At 65.5% G+C, this 19,234-nt stretch carries 15 protein-coding genes; 9 read left to right on the top strand and 6 right to left on the bottom strand.

What is annotated here, in order from left to right; all coding sequences use genetic code 11:
• Positions 1-31 precede the first annotated feature (31 nt).
• Positions 32-907 carry an AEC family transporter gene (locus LJX93_RS14155; RefSeq protein ID WP_033698069.1) on the top strand — a complete coding sequence of 292 codons (876 nt, stop codon included), beginning with the start codon at positions 32-34 and terminating at the stop codon, positions 905-907.
• Positions 908-1,312: 405 nt separating this feature from the next.
• Here LJX93_RS14155 and LJX93_RS14150 read toward each other — a convergent pair whose 3' ends face one another.
• From LJX93_RS14150 to uvrA, 3 genes are read right to left on the bottom strand one after another with little or no spacing between them, the layout of a single operon-like run.
• Positions 1,313-2,446, bottom strand: a complete 1,134-nt coding sequence (locus LJX93_RS14150) for an HlyD family secretion protein (protein WP_033698068.1) — start codon at positions 2,444-2,446, stop codon at positions 1,313-1,315.
• Entirely contained in the window at positions 2,443-4,092 is a 1,650-nt protein-coding gene (locus tag LJX93_RS14145) for an MFS transporter (protein WP_227696071.1), read from the bottom strand. Before LJX93_RS14145 ends, LJX93_RS14150 begins: the two co-directional genes overlap by 4 nt.
• A gap of 60 nt (positions 4,093-4,152) precedes the next feature.
• Positions 4,153-6,669 (bottom strand): excinuclease ABC subunit UvrA, encoded by a 2,517-nt coding sequence (gene uvrA, locus LJX93_RS14140; protein ID WP_095064425.1) that lies wholly within the window; start codon positions 6,667-6,669, stop codon positions 4,153-4,155.
• A 536-nt stretch (positions 6,670-7,205) separates the two neighbouring features.
• On the opposite strand from uvrA, the gene LJX93_RS14135 reads away from it, so the two are divergent.
• The 4 genes from LJX93_RS14135 to LJX93_RS14120 all read left to right on the top strand — a co-directional run bounded on the left by LJX93_RS14135 (position 7,206) and on the right by LJX93_RS14120 (position 12,085).
• Positions 7,206-8,381 carry a M20 aminoacylase family protein gene (locus tag LJX93_RS14135; RefSeq protein ID WP_033698062.1) on the top strand — a complete coding sequence of 392 codons (1,176 nt, stop codon included), beginning with the start codon at positions 7,206-7,208 and terminating at the stop codon, positions 8,379-8,381.
• A 96-nt stretch (positions 8,382-8,477) separates the two neighbouring features.
• Entirely contained in the window at positions 8,478-9,788 is a 1,311-nt protein-coding gene (locus tag LJX93_RS14130) for a citrate-proton symporter (RefSeq protein WP_033698060.1), read from the top strand.
• Entirely contained in the window at positions 9,785-11,242 is a 1,458-nt protein-coding gene (locus LJX93_RS14125) for an amidase (protein WP_033698057.1), read from the top strand. Before LJX93_RS14130 ends, LJX93_RS14125 begins: the two co-directional genes overlap by 4 nt.
• A gap of 69 nt (positions 11,243-11,311) precedes the next feature.
• Positions 11,312-12,085 carry an IclR family transcriptional regulator gene (locus tag LJX93_RS14120; RefSeq protein WP_033698056.1) on the top strand — a complete coding sequence of 258 codons (774 nt, stop codon included), beginning with the start codon at positions 11,312-11,314 and terminating at the stop codon, positions 12,083-12,085.
• A 15-nt stretch (positions 12,086-12,100) separates the two neighbouring features.
• Here LJX93_RS14120 and LJX93_RS14115 read toward each other — a convergent pair whose 3' ends face one another.
• Positions 12,101-12,988, bottom strand: a complete 888-nt coding sequence (locus LJX93_RS14115) for a helix-turn-helix domain-containing protein (RefSeq protein ID WP_033698055.1) — start codon at positions 12,986-12,988, stop codon at positions 12,101-12,103.
• Positions 12,989-13,168: 180 nt separating this feature from the next.
• Here LJX93_RS14115 and LJX93_RS14110 point away from each other — a divergent pair, with 180 nt between their 5' ends.
• The 4 genes from LJX93_RS14110 to LJX93_RS14095 are packed head-to-tail and all read left to right on the top strand — an operon-like array spanning position 13,169 to position 17,435.
• Positions 13,169-13,999 (top strand): SDR family NAD(P)-dependent oxidoreductase, encoded by an 831-nt coding sequence (locus LJX93_RS14110; protein ID WP_033698053.1) that lies wholly within the window; start codon positions 13,169-13,171, stop codon positions 13,997-13,999.
• Positions 13,996-15,714, top strand: coding sequence for an FAD-dependent oxidoreductase (locus tag LJX93_RS14105; protein WP_033698051.1), 1,719 nt, complete (start codon positions 13,996-13,998; stop codon positions 15,712-15,714). Before LJX93_RS14110 ends, LJX93_RS14105 begins: the two co-directional genes overlap by 4 nt.
• A complete protein-coding gene (locus LJX93_RS14100) occupies positions 15,714-16,043 on the top strand; it encodes an NIPSNAP family protein (protein ID WP_033698050.1) in 330 nt (109 codons plus the stop codon). Before LJX93_RS14105 ends, LJX93_RS14100 begins: the two co-directional genes overlap by 1 nt.
• Before the next feature lie 48 nt (positions 16,044-16,091).
• Positions 16,092-17,435 (top strand): MFS transporter, encoded by a 1,344-nt coding sequence (locus LJX93_RS14095; RefSeq protein ID WP_227696070.1) that lies wholly within the window; start codon positions 16,092-16,094, stop codon positions 17,433-17,435.
• A 35-nt stretch (positions 17,436-17,470) separates the two neighbouring features.
• Here the strand turns inward: LJX93_RS14095 and LJX93_RS14090 are convergent, their stop codons facing one another.
• Together LJX93_RS14090 and LJX93_RS14085 are read right to left on the bottom strand one after the other, a co-directional pair.
• The gene (locus LJX93_RS14090) at positions 17,471-18,382 is read right to left on the bottom strand and encodes a LysR substrate-binding domain-containing protein (RefSeq protein WP_033698047.1); all 912 of its coding nucleotides are present in this window, start codon (positions 18,380-18,382) and stop codon (positions 17,471-17,473) included.
• Between the two features lie 121 nt (positions 18,383-18,503).
• Complete coding sequence (locus tag LJX93_RS14085; protein ID WP_095064426.1) at positions 18,504-19,160, bottom strand: HAD family hydrolase; 657 nt, start codon at positions 19,158-19,160, stop codon at positions 18,504-18,506.
• Positions 19,161-19,234: the final 74 nt, after the last annotated feature.

Raw genomic sequence — 19,234 nt, 5'->3', positions numbered from 1 at the left:
ACGCCTTCCCCAACCCAGGAAGGTAAGGCTCATGCTGGCATCGTTGTTCGCCGTTCTGGCACCCGTGTTCATCGTTGCCGGCATTGGTTTCGCCTGGGCTCGCAAAGGCTTGGACTACCCCACCGAGTTCATCGCCAGGATCGTGATGACGGTCGGCACGCCCTCGCTGGTGCTGTCGACCTTGAGCCGCACCGAACTGGACCCGACGGCGTTCACCAGCATGGCCGTGGCCTGCCTGTTGTGCACGCTGGGCATGGCCTTGGCAGGGCTGCTGGTGTGCCGCGTCTCGGGGCAACACTGGCGGGTGCTGTTGCCGGCGTTCATGTTCCCCAATACCGGCAACATGGGCCTGCCGATCAGCCTGTACGCCTTCGGCGAGCATGGGTTGGCCCTGGCGGTGGCGTTTTTCCTGACCCTGTCGATCGTGCAGTTCACCATCGGCATGGCCATCTCGGGCACGGCGGCGTCGCTCAAGGCGCTGGTCCGCAACCCCATCGTGATCAGCCTGGCGGGGGCGATGCCGATCATCTTTCTCGATTTCGAACTGCCGCGTTGGCTGGCCAACACGGCAGACCTGCTTGGCGGCATGACCATACCGCTGATGCTGCTGACCCTGGGGGTATCGTTGGCCAGCATCCGCTTGCAGCATGTCGGCAGCGGCATCCTGTTGGGTGGGCTGCGTATCGTGCTGGGCGCGGCAGTGGGTTGGGCCGTGGGCGCGGGGCTGGGTATGGAACCGCTGGAGCGGGCGGTGCTGATGCTGCAGTCCGCGATGCCGGTGGCGGTGTTCAACTACCTGATGGCGGTGCGGGCCAATCGCTCGCCCGAGCAGGTGGCGAACCTGGTGATGTGTTCGACTGTGCTGTCGTTTGCCTGGTTGCCGGTTGTGCTGGCTGCATGGATGTAGCGCGTAGGTTTACGTTGTGGGGGGCAGTTGTATTGCTCGCGTTTTTGGGGGGGCTGGAGATTGTAGGGAGGGGCATCAGGTGCCTGGCTTGGTTTCTTCAGGGGTGCGTATATCGAGCGCCGCCCGCGCGGCGCATCGCGACGCAAGGCCGCTCCTACATTTGTTTCGGGCCAATTATTCCTGTGGCATTGGCGCGCGGCCCCTTGGTGCCCCCCTCAATATCGCGTCGTACAAACAAGGCGGTCGCGCGCAATTGCCACTGGCCTCACTGGCCCGAAACAAATGTAGGAGCGGCCTTGCGTCGCGATGCGCCGCGCGGGCGGCGCTCGATATCAGCACCACCGCCAAGCCAAAGCCAGGCAAACCCCACGGCCTAGAGCGGCAAGACGGCACCTCGGCAGGTACCTACCGCTCGTCACGGGTGTCGATGCTCACCACCACCGACATACCTGGCCGTAACCGTTTTGCCTGGGGCTGGTCGGCATCCACGGTGATGCGCACCGGGATCCGCTGGGCAATCTTGACGAAGTTGCCGGTAGCGTTGTCCGCCTGCAGCAGCGCGAACTCGGAGCCGGTGGCCGGCGAAATCTGCTGCACATGGCCGTACAGCTTCAGGTGGTTCAAGGCATCCACGGTGAAACTCACCGGCTGGCCGATACGCACTGCGGCCATCTGGGTTTCCTTCATGTTGGCGATCACCCACAGGGTGTCGGGCACCAGCGCCATCAATTGCGCACCTGAGTTCACATAGGCCCCCAGGCGCGTGCCAATCTGCCCCAGCTGGCCATCGCGCGGGGCGGTCACACGGGTGTTGTCGAGGTCGATGCGGGCCAGCTCCACGGCGGCCTTGGCATTTTCCACCGCAGCTTGCAGCGCAGCCCGGTTGACCACCACGGTTTCCCGGTCCTGGCGGGCGATTTCCAGTGCAGCCTTGGCCTGGGCCAGGCTGGCGACGGCAGCCGCCTGGCTGGCCCGGGCCAGGTCCAGCTCGCGGCGCGACACCGAGCCGTCGCTGACCAGAGCCTGGTTACGGCCGAGGTCGGCCTTGGCCTTGGCCGCCTGGGCTGCCGCATCACCGATGGCAGCCTGACGCTGGGCGATGGTGGCCTCGGCACTGTTGCGTTGCTGCAGGTTATTGGCCAGTGCCGCCTGTTGCTGTTGCAATTGGGCGATGGCCTGGGCCAGGCGTTGCGTGTAGATGCGGTCGTCCAGTTGCACCAGCAGGTCGCCCGCCTTGACGAACTGGAAGTCATGCACCGGTACATCGACGATGTAGCCACTGAGTTGCGGGCCGATGATGGTCACCTGGCCGCGCACCAGGGCATTTTCGGTACTCTCGATGGCGCTGCCGAACGGCGGCAGGCGCCAGGCATAGAGCACCAGCAGGATGCCGGCCAGGGCCACGCAGGCAAAACTGACCGTCGACAGGATGCGCACCCGGCGCGAGCGTACCGGGCTGGTTGGTTCGCTGGGGGGCGGCGTGCCTTCCGGGGTCTCGGCGAGGGCGGTGGTGGTGGTCGTGCGGGTTTCGTCGGTCATCGGGTAGGCGCGCTACGGCTAGGGTCGGAGTAGGTGGCCTTGGCGGCCGTGTACCAGAGCCAGGTGCTGCGGATGCAGATCCAGACCATGGTCAGGATAGCGATGCTGCCGATCAGCATGAAGACATCGTTGTAGGCCATCACGTTGGCCTCCCGGGTGGCCGCACTGGCTAGCACGCGCAGGCCGGCTTCGCTGCGCAGCGCCGGGTCGGCGAGGATCCCGGCATAACCGCCGCCACCGCTTTGCACGCGGGCGTTGACCAGCGGCTCAAGGTAACTGAGCCGGTCCATCAGGTGGCTGGAGTGAAATTTTTCCCGCCAGGTCTGGAAGGTGCCGAGCAGCGCTGCGCCAATAAGGCCGCCGAGGTTGTTGCAGATGCCGAACAGCACCGAAAAACTCACCAGGTTGCGGGGGTTGGCCCGCACATGGCTGATGCCCAGGGCCATCGACGGGCCCAGGAAGAAGGTGCTGCCGAAGGCCAGCAGGAACTGGCTAAGGTACATCTGCGCCGGGCGCGTGAGGTTGCTTGAGCTGCTGTCCATGAAGGCTCCGACGGCCATTGCCAGCAGCGAAACCAGCAGCGGGATGACCAGGTGCTTGGGGTCGATGGTCAGGGCGCTGGTGGCAAGGCCGGCCACCGCGCCGAACAGCATGATCGCGTACAGCGTGCGCATCTGCTCGCTGCTCATGTTCAGCGCCTGCAGAAAACCCACCGCACCGGTGGACTGCTCCGAGGTCACCATGCGAATCAGGATCACACACAGGGCCAGGCGGATGATCGTGCCGCTGCCCAGCCAGCGTGTCATCAGCAAGGGGTTCTGGCGATTGTGTTCGATGGCCAGGCCGCTGAATATCAGGCCGATCGACGACGCCAGCGCCACACCGATCCAGGGCGCCTCCAGCCACCAGTCGATGCGCCCCAGCGACAGTGCGGCGCAAAGCAGGGCGGTGCCGCTGGCCATCAGGGTGAAGGTCAGAAAGTCGAGCGGCTCGAAGGTCTTGAAGCGGTCGCCAGGCGGCAACTTGAGCATCAGCACGCAACCCAGTGCGGCCAGTGCCAGGCCCAACTCGAACAGGTACAACCCGCGCCATTCAGCGATCTGCAACAAGTCTTCGGAGAAGATCCGCGCCAGCGGCAAGGCCAGCTGCGAGGCGCCAAGGCCCAGGACCATAGCCTTGAGCCGCCACTGCGCAGGGAACGCCTGGATCATGTAGTACAGGCCCAGCGAACTGAGCGCAGCGCCGACCATGCCGTGGGCGGCGCGCACGGCGATTGCCGAGTTCAGGTCATTGACGAACAGGTGGGCAAAGGTGACCAGTACATAGAGCACCAGGAACACTTCGGTGAAGGCGCGCAAGCCGAACTGCTGGCGAAACTTGACCAGCAGCAGGTTCATCGACACGTTGGTCATCACATAGGCGGCCGGCAGCCAGGCCATTTCGGCGGTGGTCGCGCCAAGGGCACCCTGCAGGAACACCAGGTTGGCCGTTACCAGCGCGCTGCCCAGGCCACCAGTGATCGCCACCAGCAGCCCCACTACCCCATAGGCCAGGCGTTTTCCGGGCGTGTGCAGGGGAGTGGAGGGCGACCCAGGCAGGCTGGGTTTTTCGTGTGGGAGCCACTGGCGTGGGGCGTATTTGTTCATGGGCAGACTGTACGTGAGGGGCTGGGGCATTAAAACTGTCTGCGCTCAAGTTTGCCGCGCCTACAACGCCTTGGCCAGGAAGCTGGCGGTGCGGCTGGCTTTGCACTGGGCAACCGTTTGTGGCGTCCCACTGACCACGACCTTGCCGCCGGCATCCCCGGCCCCCGGCCCGATGTCGATCACCCAGTCGCTTTGCGCCACCACACGCATGTCATGCTCGACCACCACTACGCTATGCCCGGCATCGACCAGGCGATTGAGTTGCACCAGCAGCCGGTCGATGTCCTGCGGATGCAGCCCGTTGGTGGGCTCGTCCAGCACGTACAGCGTCGCCCCGCGCGCGGTGCGCTGCAGCTCGGTGGCCAGCTTGATGCGTTGCGCCTCGCCGCCGGACAGCTCGGTGGCCGGCTGCCCCAGGCGCAGGTAACCCAGGCCGATATCCTGCAGGACTTGCAGGCAGCGTCGTACCGGCGGTTGTTCGGCGAACACCGCAAGGGCCTGGTCGACGGTCAGTTGCAGCACCTGGGCGATGTTCATGCCCTGCCAGGTCACTGCCAGGGTATCGGGGTTGTAGCGGGCGCCATGGCAGGTGGGGCAGGGTGCATACACGCTGGGCATGAACAGCAGCTCGACGCTGACGAACCCTTCACCCTCGCAGTTCTCGCAACGGCCCTTGGCAACGTTGAACGAAAACCGCCCGGCATCGAAGCCGTTCGCCTTGGCCTGCTCGGTGCTGGCGAACAGCTTGCGCACGTAGTCGAACAGGCCGGTGTAGGTGGCAAGGTTGGAGCGCGGCGTGCGGCCGATGGGCTTCTGGTCGACCTGCACCAGCCGCTTGATGTTGTCCAGGCCCGCGCTGACACGGCCTGCGCTGGTTTGCTCGGGCTCGTCTTCCAGGCTCTGCTCCTCGGGCTCGGCACGCTGTTCGGCATGGCCCAGGTGGGCACCGACCAGCTCCAGCAGCGCCTGGCTGACCAGGCTCGACTTGCCCGAGCCGGAAATACCGGTCACCGAGGTGAAGCACCCCAAAGGGAACCGGGTACTGAGGTTGTTGAGGTTGTTGCGCGTGATGCCCTCCAGCTGCAGCCAGGCCTGCGGCTGTCGTGGCGCTCGAGCGGCCGGCTGCTGCGGGGCGAAGAGATAGGCTCGGGTGCGCGATACCTCGACCTCGGCCAGGCCTGCGGGCGGGCCGCTGTACAGCACCTGCCCGCCATGCTCGCCGGCTGCCGGGCCGACATCCACCAGCCAGTCGGCGCGGCGCATGGTGTCCAGGTCGTGCTCCACCACGTACACCGAATTGCCCGCCTGCTTGAGCCGTTGCAGGGCGTCGAACAGCGCTTCGCTGTCGGCCGGGTGCAGGCCGGCCGACGGTTCGTCGAGCACGTAGATGACGCCGAACAGTTGCGAGTTGAGCTGGGTGGCCAGGCGCAGGCGTTGCAGTTCGCCCGAGGACAGTGTCGGCGTGCTGCGTTCCAGGGCCAGGTAGCCGAGGCCCAGGTCAATCAGCGGCGCGATTCGTTCCAGCAGTTCGTGGGCGATGCGCTGGGCGGCCAGGCGCTTTTCCAGGGTCAGGGTGTCTTCGTGCTGTTGCAGATAACCGGGGGCTGCCACCGAGCGGAATACCTCGGCCAGCGTCTGCAAAGGCAGGCGCGACAGCTCGCCGATGTCGCGGCCGGCGAAGGTCACGGCCAGCGCTGCGCGCTTGAGCCGTTTGCCCTGGCACAGCGGGCAGGGGCTTGGGCGCATGAATTGGGAGACGCGCTTGCGCATCTGCGCGCTCTGCGAATGCATGAACGTGTGCATCACGTAGCGCCGGGCGCCGCTGAAGGTGCCTTGGTAGCTGGGTTCGAGCTTGCGCTTGAGTGCGGCGCGGGTCTGCGCCGGGCTGAGCCCGGCGTAGACCGGCACGGTGGGGGTTTCTTCGGTGTAGAGGATCCAGTCGCGTTGCTCCTGGGGCAGGTCGCGCCAGGGGGTGTCAACGTCATAGCCCATGGTCACCAGGATATCGCGCAGGTTCTGGCCCTGCCAGGCCATCGGCCAGGCGGCCACCGCCCGCTCACGTATGGTCAACGACGGGTCGGGGACCATGGTTGCCTCGTTCACCTCGTAGACACGGCCCAGGCCGTGGCATTCGGGGCAGGCCCCTTGTGGGGTATTGGGCGAGAAGTCTTCGGCGTACAGCATGGCCTGCCCGGCCGGGTAGTGGCCGGCACGCGAGTAGAGCATGCGGATCGAGCTGGACAATGTGGTGACGCTGCCGACCGAGGAGCGCGCGCTTGGCGTGCCGCGTTGCTGCTGCAGGGCCACCGCAGGGGGCAGGCCTTCGATGGCGTCCACGTCGGGTACGCCAACCTGGTCGATCAGGCGCCGGGCATAGGGCGCGACCGATTCGAAGTAGCGGCGCTGGGCTTCGGCATACAGGGTGGAGAAGGCCAATGAAGATTTGCCCGAGCCGGATACACCGGTGAACACCACCAGCGCGTCGCGGGGGATGTCCACGTCGATGTTCTTGAGGTTGTGCTCGCGAGCGCCACGGACACGGACGAAACCGGTAGGGGTTGGGTTGCGTGGTGGCATTGGGCGCTCCTTGGCTGGGGAAATGGGGCACGGTAGCAGTAATTTGAGGGGCTGTGCGGGGATTGGGGGGGGCTGGCAGGTGTAGGGGTTGGGAGGTTTAGCGCCTGCGAGATCGAGCGCCGCCCGCGCGGCGCTTCGCGGCGCAAGGCCGCTCCCACATTTGTTTCGGGCCAGTTATGCCTGAAGCATTGGCGCGCGGCCCTTTGGCGCCTGCCTCAATATCGCGTCGTACAAACAGGGCGGTCGCGCGCAAATGCCACAGACCTCATTGGCCCGAAACAAATGTGGGAGCGGCCTTGCGCCGCGAAGCGCCGCGCGGGCGGCGCTCGATCTCATAGGCGCAAAAACTCCCAAGACATACCCATAGCCGCCCGCCCGCAATCCCCCTTCGCTGCCATGTTCCACCCCGTGGAACCACATTCAATTGTGCTCCGGCCCCCGTCGCGCTTATCTGTCCGTAACCACGACCTGCCTTCCCCGTCGTGATCTCAAAGCGAACAACAAGAACGGGACTCACCCGCGCGAGGAGATTCCACATGCCGCACCATCAGCACATCCTGGCCTGGCTCAACGACGTGGCCAGCGACCTGCACGCCATCCGCCACGATATCCACGCTCACCCCGAACTCGGTTTCGAAGAAAGCCGCACCTCGGCCCTGGTCGCGCAATTGCTCAAAGACTGGGGCTACGAGGTGCACACAGGCATCGGCAAGACCGGCGTGGTCGGCGTGCTGCGCAACGGCAGCAGCCCACGCAAGCTCGGCCTGCGTGCCGACATGGACGCGCTGCCCATTCACGAGGCCACCGGCGCTGCCTACAGCAGCCGCCACCAGGGCTGCATGCACGCTTGCGGCCATGACGGGCATACCACCATGTTGCTGGGTGCCGCCCGTTACCTGGCTGCTACCCGCCAGTTCGATGGCACGCTGACGCTGATCTTCCAGCCGGCTGAAGAGGGCCAAGGTGGCGCCGAGGCGATGCTCGCCGACGGCCTGCTGGAGCGCTTCCCCTGCGATGCCTTGTTCGGCATGCACAACATGCCCGGGCTGCCAGCGGGGCACCTGGGCTTGCGTGAGGGGCCGATGATGGCCTCGCAGGACTTGCTCACGGTGACCATCGAGGGGGTCGGTGGGCATGGTTCCATGCCGCACCTGACGGTCGACCCGCTGGTGGCAGCGGCCAGTGTGGTGATGGCGTTGCAGACCGTGGTGGCGCGCAACATCGATGCGCAGGAAGCGGCAGTAGTGACCGTCGGTGCGCTGCAGGCTGGCGAGGCAGCCAACGTGATCCCGCAGCAGGCCCTGCTGCGTCTGAGCTTGCGCGCCCTGAATGCCGAGGTGCGCGCACAGACCCTGGAGCGGGTGCAGGCGATCATCGTCAGCCAGGCGCAGAGCTATGGCTGCACCGCCAGCATCGAGCATCGTCCCGCTTACCCGGTGCTGGTCAACCACGCCGCCGAAAACGCCTTTGCCCACCAGGTCGGTGTCGAACTGCTCGGCGCCGACGCGGTGGATGGCAATACCCGCAAGCTGATGGGCAGCGAGGACTTTGCCTGGATGCTGCAGCGCTGCCCTGGCGCCTACCTGTTCATTGGCAATGGCGTGAAGCGGCCGATGGTGCACAACCCGGCCTATGACTTCAACGATGACATCCTGCTGACCGGCGCCGCTTACTGGGGCGCGCTGACCGAGCGCTGGCTCGAGCCCGCCTGAACCCTGCATTGACGACTGCCGCTGGAACCCGGGCGCGAGCGTGCCTGGGCGATCACTTGAAGCGTTTCTGGCCAACAGATTGATGGAGTGCTCCGCATGCAGACTTCCAATACAGGCGCGTCGCGTACCCGGCAAGTGGTCGCGGCGGTCATCGGCAATGCCCTGGAGTGGTATGACTTTATCGTGTACGGCTTTCTGGCCAGCATCATCGCCCGTCAGTTCTTCCCCTCCGACGACGAGTACGCCTCGCTGCTGATGGCCCTGGCCACCTTCGGCGTGGGCTTTTTCATGCGCCCGGTGGGCGGGGTGCTGCTGGGTATGTATTCCGACCGCAAGGGGCGCAAGGCGGCGATGCAACTGATCATCCGCCTGATGACGGTGTCCATCGCGATGATCGCCTTTGCCCCCAGCTACGTGGCCATCGGCATGGGCGCGCCGCTGCTGATCGTGGTGGCGCGCATGCTGCAGGGCTTTGCCACGGGCGGTGAATACGCCAGTGCCACGGCGTTTCTGGTGGAAAGCGCACCGGCCCACCGCAAGGGGCTGTATGGTTCGTGGCAACTGGTGGGGCAATGCCTGGCGGTGTTCAGTGGGGCGGCGATGGTGGCGCTGGTCACCCACCTGTGCACGCCCGAGGCCTTGGACAGCTGGGGCTGGCGGATCCCGTTCGTGATCGGCTTGCTGATCGGCCCGGTGGGGCTGTGGATTCGCAAGCACATGGAAGAGCCCGAGGAGTTCCTCGAAGCCCGCAAGCAGGCCAAGGGCCAGGCGCCGAGTTTGTGGCAGGTACTGCGTGAGCACCGCCGCAGCCTGTTGGTGTCGATGGGCTTGGCCTGTGGGGCGACGGTGTCGTTCTATGTCGTGCTGGTGAACATGCCAACCTTCGCCCACAAGAACCTGGGCCTGCCGCTGGACCAGGTGTTGCTGGTGCAGATGCTGGCCGTGGGCCTGATGACCGTGGTGATCCCCCTGGCGGGTGCGTTATCGGACCGCCTGGGCCGGCGGCCGGTGCTGATGGCCTTTACCTTGGCGTTCTTCGTGATGGTCTACCCGTTGTATGTCTGGGTAGCGGCGGCGCCATCGATCGAGCGCCTGCTGGTGATGCAACTGCTGCTGTGCACTGCCATCGGCGGCTTCTTCGGCCCGGCGCCGACCGCCCTGGCCGAGCAGTTCCCGATCGAGGTGCGCTCCACCGGGGTGTCGGTGGCCTACAACGTTGCGGTGATGGTGTTCGGCGGCTTCGCCCCGCTGATCGTCACTTGGCTGAGCAAGGTGCTCGGCACGCCGGTGGCGCCGTCGTTCTATGTGCTATTCGCGTGCCTGCTGACGCTGCTGGGCACCTATTGCCTGAAAGAGGCCCCGCGTGCTGGCAAGGCTGTTGCCTTCAACCTTGGAGTGAAACCGTGAACCTGTTAGCCATCGACCCGATCGTTGCCCTGGATGCCGAGGCGCTGTCCCAGGCGATTCATGCCCGCCAAGTGTCGTGCCGTGAAGTGATGCAGGCCTACCTGGGCCATATCGAACGCTTTAACCCGCAGGTCAATGCGTTGGTGTCGCTGCGCGAGGGCGCGGTGCTGTTGGCCGAGGCCGACGCGCGCGACCGCGAGCTGGCGGGCGGGCAGTCGCGGGGCTGGATGCATGGCATGCCGCAGGCGGTCAAGGACCTGGCGGCCACGGCGGGGCTGCGTACCACGCTGGGCTCGCCGCTGTTCGCCGAGCATGTGCCCGAGCAGGATGCGCTCAGCGTGGCGCGGGTGCGCGCCAGCGGGGCGATCATCATCGGCAAGAGCAATGTGCCGGAGTTCGGCCTCGGCTCGCAAAGCTACAACACGCTGTTCGGCACCACCCTCAACGCCTACGACCCGAGCCGCGTGGCCGGTGGCAGCAGTGGCGGGGCAGCTGCGGCCCTGGCCCTGCGCTTGCTGCCGGTGGCCGATGGCAGCGACATGATGGGCTCGCTACGCAACCCGGCGGCGTTCAACAATGTGTTTGGCCTGCGCCCTTCGCAAGGGCGGGTGCCATATGGGCCGACACCGGAGCTGTTCATGCAGCAGCTGGCCACCGAGGGCCCGATGGGGCGCACGGTGACAGATGTGGCGCGGCTACTGTCGGTCCAGGCCGGCCATGACGCGCGGGTGCCATTGTCACTGCGCGACGGCCCGCGCGACTTCGCCCATGGGCTGCCGCGTGATTTCAAGGGCGTGCGGGTCGGCTGGCTGGGCAGCCATGACGGTTACCTGCCGATGGATGACGGGGTAATGGGCCTGTGCGAAGCGGCCTTGGCGGACTTCGCCGCGCTGGGTTGCGAAGTCGAAGCGTGCCAGCCAGGCTTCGATATGGCGCGCCTGTGGCAATGCTGGCTGACTCACCGCCACTTCCTGGTGCACGGAAGCCTGAGCGCAGCCTATGCCCACCCCGCGAAGCGCGCACTGCTCAAACCCGAGGCGCGCTGGGAGGTTGAAGGGGGCCAGCGCCTGACGGCGGCGGACGTTTACCAGGCCTCGCTGGACCGCAGCGCCTGGTACCAGGCGTTGAACACCCTGTTTGAACGTTACGATTTTCTGCTGTTGCCTGCTGCCCAGGTGTTCCCTTTCGACGCAGCCCAAGCGTGGCCGAAGGTGGTCGGCGGGCAGGCGATGGACACCTACCACCGCTGGATGGAGGTAGTCATCGGCCCGACGTTGGCCGGCTTGCCGAGCATGAGCGTACCGGTTGGCTTCAATGCCGCGGGGCTGCCGATGGGCCTGCAGATCATAGGCCCCGCCCAGGCCGACCAAGCCGTGCTGCAGCTGGCGTATGCCCATGAACAACTGACCCGTTGGGTCGAGCGGCAGCCGCCTAATTGCCTGCAATCACGTTGAGCACCCTGGGCAGGCGCGTTTTTTGCTGGGCATCATGACCATCCACGCAGAGACAGGGAGGTCAGACACATGGGCACCACGACAGACAGCGGCGGCGTGCGCTCGGTGGAGCGGGCGCTGGCCATCGTCGATTTGCTCGGCGAACACCAGGCGTTAGGGCTGGAGGAGCTGCATTACCTGACGGCCCTACCCAAGGCCACGGTGTCGCGAATGCTGGCCACCTTGCAGGAGCAGGGCTGGGTCTACCGGGGCTTGAGTGATCGGCGTTATCGCCTGTGCGCCCGGCGCCTGTTCGGTGACCGCCAGTTGCGTTTGAAGCGGCGCCTGGTCGAACACGCAGCGCCCTGGTTGCTGGAACTGAGCGAGCGCACCGGGCTGGTGGCGGACCTGTCGTGCTTCGATGGCGAGCGCCTTGAAGTGATGGAAAGCGCCATCCCCCTGGTGCTGCGCAAGCGCTACCCGAACAACTGCCAGATCGTCGGGCACCATGCCAGCCTGTTTCACTCGGCAATGGGGCGGGCATGCCTGGGGGAAATGCACAGCGACGAAGTGCAGCGCCTGGCCAGCCACCAGCAGTTGGGTGATGAAACGCTGTTGCGCGATATCGAGGACGATGCGCACAAGGGCTTTGGTCAGCGCACCGAGGGGCACTGGGAGTACCCGGTGCGGTTGCCGTTCCTGATCCGGGCGATCGCGTTGCCGGTGCGGGTTGAAGGGCGGCTGGCGGGTAGCATTGCCTTGCACTGGCCGGAGGACCAGGCGCCGGTAGAGCGGGTGTTGAGCCTGCATCTGCAGCGCTTGGCGGCGACAGTGGGCCAGGTGCAGCAGGCACTGGAGGCTTGAGGGTGCTGTGCGAAATTACGGGCCCTTTCGCCCTGCGGCCTCACGAAACCCACTCGGGCTCACCCCTGAATGCTTGCGGAAAAACCGGCTGAAGTAGCCGACATCGACAAACCCCAGCTCATGGGCAATCTCTTTCACACTGAGGCTCGAATGCCCCAGCGCCCGTTTGGCCTCCAACACCAGGCGGGCATTGATGACGTTCATCGGCGTCATGCCCAGATGCTCCTGGCACAGCCGCCCCAGCGTGGTCAAGGTCAGCCCGAGCTCACCGGCGTAATCACCGAGCGACCAATGCGCGCGGTAGTGCATGTCCACCAGCTCACGGAACCTGGTCAGTTGCTGGCTGCGCCTCGACGGTAGACGCTGCTCGCCGGCGCGGGCCTGCGGCTCGTGGCGCAACACCTGGATCATCAGCGTCAGCAACAGCGACATACTGCACGCCACATGCTCGCGGGCGCGGTTGTGGTATTCCTCACGCAGTGCGCGGCACAGCGGTAGCAGCGGGTCTTCGTCGGCGTCCCACTGCGGCAGGGCGATCACCTGGGGTTTGCGCACCTGTGCCAGCAGGTTCGGTGCCAGTACCTGGGCGATACTTTCCAGCGGATGCTGCGCCGCCGTGATCACCTGGCCCTCGACCGCGCCGGCCCAATGAAAACCATGCACCACCTGCGCCGGCACGTACACCACGCAGGGCGCCCGGGCCTGCACGCGGTCGCTGTCGAACAGCACTTCGCCGGCACCGCTTTGCAGGTACAGCAACTGCAGCAGGCCTTCATGACGGTGCGCGGCAATCTCCCAGTTGTAGGCGCCGGAGCGTTGCGAGATCGACTCCACATGCAGGGACTCGTGCCACACCGGCTGCGCGGTTTCGCCGTACAGGGCGTAGTTGGGGATCTTGTTCATGGTCTTGTAGTTATTGTTGTGATCGATACCCGGCTACTGTGCCACAGCGGCTTGCCGGGTTAAGGGCCAGTGGACGAAATTGTCGGGAATGTGGGGTGGGTTGCAGGTTTTGTCCATTCTGCCCGGGCACGTGCCGGCCCTAGGCTGTTTGCCAGATGAAGCGACACTCTGGAGAGCAGCATGCATAACAACAAGATGACGACTGATCACTGGCTGGGCCTGGACTCTGCCGTTTGCGTGGTAACCGGCGCGGCCGGCGGCATTGGCGCGGCCCTGGCTGCCGCATTGGTGGGGCAGCATGCCCATGTGGTGTTGCTGGATCGCGACCTGGATAAATGCCGCGAGCTGGCGGCGACCTTGGGCGAGCACAGCGTCGGCGAGGTCAGCGCGCTGGGCTGCGACATCGCCGACCCCGACAGCGTCAGCCAGGCGGCGGCACAGGTGCAGGCGCTGCACGGTCGCTGCGATGTACTGGTCAACAACGCCAGTGTGTTGCGCCCCGGTGCCCTTGAAACGCTGAGCCTGGAGCAATGGAACCAGGTACTGGCGGTCAACCTCAGCGGCTACCTGCTGTGTTCCCAGGCCTTCGGCCGTTCGATGCTTGCCCGTGGCCAGGGGCGGATCGTGCATATTGCGTCCATCGCCGCTCATTACCCACAACCCAACAGCGGTGCCTACAGCGCGGCCAAGGCCGGTGTCAGCCTGTTGTCGCGGCAAATAGCCGTGGAGTGGGGCCCGCGCGGGGTGCGTAGCAATGCGGTGTGCCCCGGGTTGATCCGCACGCCGTTGTCGGCCGCGTTCTACGCCGACCCGCACATCGAGCGCCAGCGCAGCGCCATGACCGCCAACCAGCGGATCGGCGAGCCGCAGGACATCGCTGAAGCAGTCCTGTTTCTCGCCAGCCCGCGCGCCGACTACATCAACGGCGCCGAGCTGACCGTCGATGGCGGGCTGGAGAGCATGCCCATGGCATTGATCCCACGCCCAGGCTTCGAGGGCGTTCGCCCATGAACACGCGCAACTGCGATGTACTGGTGGTGGGGGCGGGGGCCGGTGGCCTGGCGACAGCGATCACCGCGAAAAAGCACGGCCTGGATGTGATCGTGATCGAGAAGGCGGACTGCTTCGGCGGCACCACGGCGTTTTCCGGCGGGGTGCTGTGGGTGCCGTGCAGCCGACATGGGGTAAACGACAGCGAGGCGGCGGCACTTACCTACTTGCGCAACGAAACCGGCGACTGCTTCGACGAAGCGGCGGTCAAGGCGTTTCTGCGCCACGGGCCACGCATGGTGGACTTCTTCGAGCGCGAGACAGCCGTCAAATTCGTCCCCACCCTGTACCCCGACTACCACCCGCAGGTGGAGGGTGGCGTCGAGGTCGGCCGCTCGATACTGGCGGCGCCCTACGATATCCGGGGCCTGGGGCCAGACATGGCACGCCTGCGGCCACCGCTCAAGACCATCACTTTCATCGGCATGATGTTCAACTCGTCGAATGCCGACCTCAAGCACTTCTTCAATGTCACGCGTTCACTGTCGTCGTTCGCTTATGTGGCCAAGCGCTTGCTAACCCATTTCAAAGAGCTGGCGCTGTACCGGCGCGGTACTCAGGTCACCAGCGGCAATGCCTTGGCGGCGCGACTGGTGAGGTCGGCGCTGGACCTGGATATTCCGATTCTGACCGGCACCCCGGCCAGGCAACTGTTGCTTGAAGGCAACCGGGTCACGGGGGTGTTGGCCAAGCAAGGCGACAGCGAGCTGCGTATCGAAGCGCGGCGGGGTGTGGTGCTGGCCTGTGGCGGGTTCTCCCACGACCTGCAACGGTTGAAGCAGGCCTACCCGCATGTGCGTCGCGGCGGTGAGCATTTTTCGCCGGTGCCTGAAGGCAACACGGGTGATGGTGCCCGCATGGCCGAAGCATTGGGCGCCAAGGTCGATATCCGCCTGCAAGCCGCAGCGGCCTGGATGCCGGTATCGAAAGTGCCCATGGGGGCAGGGCGCTACGTTGCCTTTCCGCATTTGCTCGATCGTTACAAGCCCGGTGTGATCGGGGTGCTGCGCTCGGGCAAGCGATTCACCAACGAATCGAATTCCTACCACGATGTGGGGGCAGCGTTGATCGAAGCCTGTGCCGAGCAGCCGGAAACCGCCATGTGGCTGGTCTGTGACCGCCGCACCCTGGCCAAGTATGGCCTGGGTTTCGCCAAGCCCGCGCCGATGCCGCTGGGGCCGCTGTTGCGCAATGGCTACCTGCTCAAGGGGCGCAGCCTCGCAGAGCTGGCCGGCAAGGCCGGGATCGATGCCGCCGGGCTGGAGCAGACCGTGCGTGAGTACAACCTGGGCGCCGTTCAGGGTGAGGACCGCCAGTTCGGGCGTGGCACTACCCGCTTCAATCGTTATCTGGCCGACCCGCAACACGCGCCCAACCCTTGCGTGGCGCCGCTGGGCGAGGGGCCTTACTTTGCCGTGAAGGTGATCATGGGCGACTTGGGGACCTTCGACGGGATCCGCACCAGTGTGGTCGGCGAAGTGCTCGGCACCGATGAGCGGGCCATCGAGGGGCTGTATGCCGTTGGCAACGACCGCGCCAGCATCATGGGCGGCAACTACCCCGGCGCAGGCATCACCCTGGGGCCGATCATGACCTTTGGCTACATCACCGGGCGCCATCTGGCAGGCGTCGAACAAGGCCTGGCGACTGCGGCCAATGCACGGGAGGTGGCGTGATGGACAAGGCCATCGTCGACCATCGGATCTACACCATTCGCCCACGTGGCATGGCGGCGTTTCTCGAGGCCTTCGACCAGTTGGCGATGCCGATTCTGCTGCGCCATCTGGGGGCGCCACTGGCCTTCTACACCAGCAGCATCGGCCCGCTGAACCAGGTGGTGCACCTGTGGGGCTACGACAGCCTGGATGACTTCGAAACGCGCAGCGCCGCCCGCGATGCCGACCCGGACTTCGCCGCCTACCTGCACGCCACCCGTGACCTAGTGGTGGCCCAGGAGACGCGGATCATCAGGCCGGTGCGGCTGCACAGCCTCGCTCACCGCTAATGCCACCGGGGCCCTGCACCCGCATAAAAACAACAACAGGTGATACCCATGAACAACGCTATCGATGTGCGCCAACTGATCGACCAGCAACCCATCGGCCGCTACCAGAAGTGGGTGGTCTTTCTGGGGTTTCTGATCATCGCCCTGGACGGGCTGGACGTCGCCATCATCGGTTTCATCGCCCCGCAGCTGAAAAGCGACTGGGGCCTGAACGCGCAAAGCCTGGGCCCGGTGCTGAGCGCCGCCCTCATCGGCCTGGCGCTCGGGGCCTTGATCGCCGGCCCCCTGGCAGATCGCTACGGGCGCAAGGCGGTCTTGCTGGGCAGCGTCCTGCTGTTTGGCGTCTGGACCCTGGCTTCGGCGTTTTCGCCCAACCTTGAAACCCTGGTGGCCCTGCGTTTTCTCACCGGGCTGGGCTTGGGCGCCGCCATGCCCAATGCCAGCACCCTGGTCAGCGAATACGCGCCGGCGCGCAGCCGCTCGTTGCTGATCACCCTGGCGTTCTGCGGCTTTTCCCTGGGCGCGGCGGCAGGCGGCTTTGTCAGTGCCTGGATGATCCCGAACCTGGGCTGGCGCAGTGTGCTGGTGCTGGGGGGCGTGCTGCCGCTGCTGACCTTGCCGTTGCTGTGCTGGCGGCTGCCCGAATCGGTCACCTTCCTGGTCAGCAAAGGTGCCGATGTGCGACGCATACGCGCCATTGTCAGCCGCCTGGCGCCGGGGCGCATCAGCGCCGACAGCACTTTTGTGCTGCCGCCCAGCACGCCGAGCAGCGGTGGGGCAATTGGCACCATCCTTTCGCCGCGCTATCGCTTCGGCACCTTCATGCTCTGGACCGGCTACGTGCTGGCGTTGTTTCTGGTCTACCTGTTCAGCGGCTGGTTGCCCACTCTGGTGAAGGAGGGCGGTGGCTTCTCGGTAGCCGAAGCGGCCATCGTCACCGCCTGCTTCCAGATCGGCGGGCCGCTGGGGGCGATTTCGGTGGGCTGGGCCATGGACCGCTGCAACCCGCAACGCGTGCTGATGCTGACCTTCCTGTTCAGCGGCGCAGTGATCTTCGCCATTGGCCAAGTGGCCGGGGACTTCACCTGGCTGTGCACGATTGCCTGGGCCGTGGGCTTTGGCCTCAATGGTGCCAGTGTGGGCATGAATGCGCTGGCGGCAGCGTTCTACCCGACCGAAGCGCGCGCGACCGGTGCCAGCTGGATGAGTGGCATCGGCCGTTTCGGGGCGATTCTCAGTGCGTTTGCCGGCGCCCAGATGCTGGCAATGGGGTGGAGCTTCGCGCAGGTGTTCGCGTCGTTGCTTGTACCGGCGGTGCTGGCTGCGCTGGCCGTGCTGCTGCAAGGGCGCCATGCCGGTTCAGGCCGACGCGCTGCACGGAAGGTGGTGTAATCTGTGCTGGCGTGCAAAAGCCCTGCAGGCCTTGTTCAGTTTTCCCGGCTGTACATCCTGCATTGCGCCAGCAACGCCAACAGGTTCGGTTCCCGCTCCCGTGCTTTCAGAAACACCACGCCGATATGTTGTTGCAGACGATAGCGCGGCTGCAGGGCAATCAGCCGCACCCGGTTCTCGTACACCGCTGCGATCCGCCCTGGCAGCAGGGCAAAGCCCACGCCCGAGCTGACCATGCTCAGCAGGGTGAAGATATCGTTCACCTGCATGGCCACCTTGGGCTCGAACCCTGCCTGCTGGAATACCCGCGCACCGTCACGGTGGGTGGCGAAGCCTTGGGTCAGGGTGATGAACGTGGAGTCGGCGAGGTCTGCCAGGTCCACCTCGGCTTGTTCGGCAAAGGGCGAGTCGGTGGGGACGGCGAGGAAGATATCGTCGGAGAACAGCGGCAGTTGCTCGCAGGCGGGGTCGCTGACACTTTCGTCGAGCGATACCAGGATGGCCTCCAGTTCGTGGTTTTTCAGGCGTTGCAGCAGGTCGACGTTCGAGCCCAGGGTCAGGTCGATGTTGAGCTCGCTGCGGCGTAGCTTCAGGCCCATGACCAGTTTTGGCACGGTCTTCACGGTCAGCGAATACAGGGCGCCAAGGCGGAAGCGTTCGGCATAGAAGCCTGCGGCCTCGCGGGTCTGGCGGACCATCTGCTCGGCGTCCTGGATCAGCTGACGGGCTTTTTTTTCCAGCACGTAGGCACTCTCCAGCGGGATCAGCTGGCGGCCTTCGTGCTTGAACAGGGGGCAACGCAGGGCGTTTTCCAGCGAGTGGATGGCGCGGTGCACGCTGACGGCACTGGTGGCGAGTTCGGCGGCGGCCCGGCCGAGGTTGCCACTGCGCATGAAGGCGAGGAAGGTTTCCAGCTTTTTCAGGGTCAGTTCTTCGTCGATGAGCATGTGGGGGCCTGGAGGAGGGGCGCGTGGGACAAATGTAGGAGCGAGCTTAGCTCGCGATGCGCCGCGCGGGCGGCGCTCGATCTCATAGGCGCTAGAGCGCTCAAGGCATGCTCCAAAGCCATCACCCCATCGATTCAATCAACGCCCACAACCGCGGATCATCAAAGTCCCGAATCACCAACCCAGCACCCGCCTCCATCAGCCGTTCGGCTGTCTGCGTCGTGGCAACCCCCACCGTAAAGATACCCGCCCCGCTGGCAGCCCGGACCCCAGGCAGCGAGTCCTCGAAGGCCAGCGCCTGACCGGCCACCGCGCCAAGGCGCTGCAGCCCGGCCAGGTAGGGCAGCGGGTCCGGCTTGGCACGTTCAAGCTCTTCGGCCACCAGCACATGCTCGAAACGTGCCCCCAGCCCCATGGCCTGCAACATGTGCTCGGCATTGAGCCGCGGCGCGTTGGTGACCACGCACATGCCCAGGCCATAGGCCTGGGCGTGCTCCAGCAGGCGCAACAGCCCTGGCATCGGCTCGAGCGATGGCGCCAGCGAGCGGAACAACGCCTCTTTGCGGTCTGCCAGTGCCAGGCACTCCTGTGGGCTGGCATCGGCAAACAGCTCGGCGAACAGTTCGCCGTTGGCCCGGCCACTAACCTGCGCATCGAACTGGGCCTGGGAAAGTTCGCGGCCATCATGCTCACGCAGCAACTGGCGGAAAGCCTGCAAGTGCAGGGTATCGGTATCGGTAAGGGTTCCGTCGAGGTCGAACAGCAGGGCAGTCAGCATCAGGTATCCAGGTATGAAAAAACACAAGCCCAACGATCATAACCAAAGCTGACGACGAAGGGGGCTGTTCAGTG

This window comes from Pseudomonas sp. HN2-3 (assembly GCF_020691745.1).
In the GTDB taxonomy this organism is placed as follows: Bacteria; Pseudomonadota; Gammaproteobacteria; order Pseudomonadales; family Pseudomonadaceae; genus Aquipseudomonas; species Aquipseudomonas capeferrum.
The sequence above is the reverse complement of the archived record's forward strand: the minus strand, read 5'-3'. Positions and strand labels throughout refer to the sequence as shown.

Coding starts and splice junctions, on each gene's coding strand:
- LJX93_RS14085 (WP_095064426.1), bottom strand. CDS start 19,160: ATGCTGACTGCCCTGCTGTTCGACCTCGACGGAACCCTTACCGATACC.
- LJX93_RS14115 (WP_033698055.1), bottom strand. CDS start 12,988: ATGAACAAGATCCCCAACTACGCCCTGTACGGCGAAACCGCGCAGCCG.
- uvrA (WP_095064425.1), bottom strand. CDS start 6,669: ATGCCACCACGCAACCCAACCCCTACCGGTTTCGTCCGTGTCCGTGGC.
- LJX93_RS14135 (WP_033698062.1), top strand. CDS start 7,206: ATGCCGCACCATCAGCACATCCTGGCCTGGCTCAACGACGTGGCCAGC.
- LJX93_RS14120 (WP_033698056.1), top strand. CDS start 11,312: ATGGGCACCACGACAGACAGCGGCGGCGTGCGCTCGGTGGAGCGGGCG.
- LJX93_RS14110 (WP_033698053.1), top strand. CDS start 13,169: ATGCATAACAACAAGATGACGACTGATCACTGGCTGGGCCTGGACTCT.
- LJX93_RS14105 (WP_033698051.1), top strand. CDS start 13,996: ATGAACACGCGCAACTGCGATGTACTGGTGGTGGGGGCGGGGGCCGGT.
- LJX93_RS14100 (WP_033698050.1), top strand. CDS start 15,714: ATGGACAAGGCCATCGTCGACCATCGGATCTACACCATTCGCCCACGT.
- LJX93_RS14155 (WP_033698069.1), top strand. CDS start 32: ATGCTGGCATCGTTGTTCGCCGTTCTGGCACCCGTGTTCATCGTTGCC.
- LJX93_RS14095 (WP_227696070.1), top strand. CDS start 16,092: ATGAACAACGCTATCGATGTGCGCCAACTGATCGACCAGCAACCCATC.
- LJX93_RS14090 (WP_033698047.1), bottom strand. CDS start 18,382: ATGCTCATCGACGAAGAACTGACCCTGAAAAAGCTGGAAACCTTCCTC.
- LJX93_RS14145 (WP_227696071.1), bottom strand. CDS start 4,092: ATGAACAAATACGCCCCACGCCAGTGGCTCCCACACGAAAAACCCAGC.
- LJX93_RS14150 (WP_033698068.1), bottom strand. CDS start 2,446: ATGACCGACGAAACCCGCACGACCACCACCACCGCCCTCGCCGAGACC.
- LJX93_RS14130 (WP_033698060.1), top strand. CDS start 8,478: ATGCAGACTTCCAATACAGGCGCGTCGCGTACCCGGCAAGTGGTCGCG.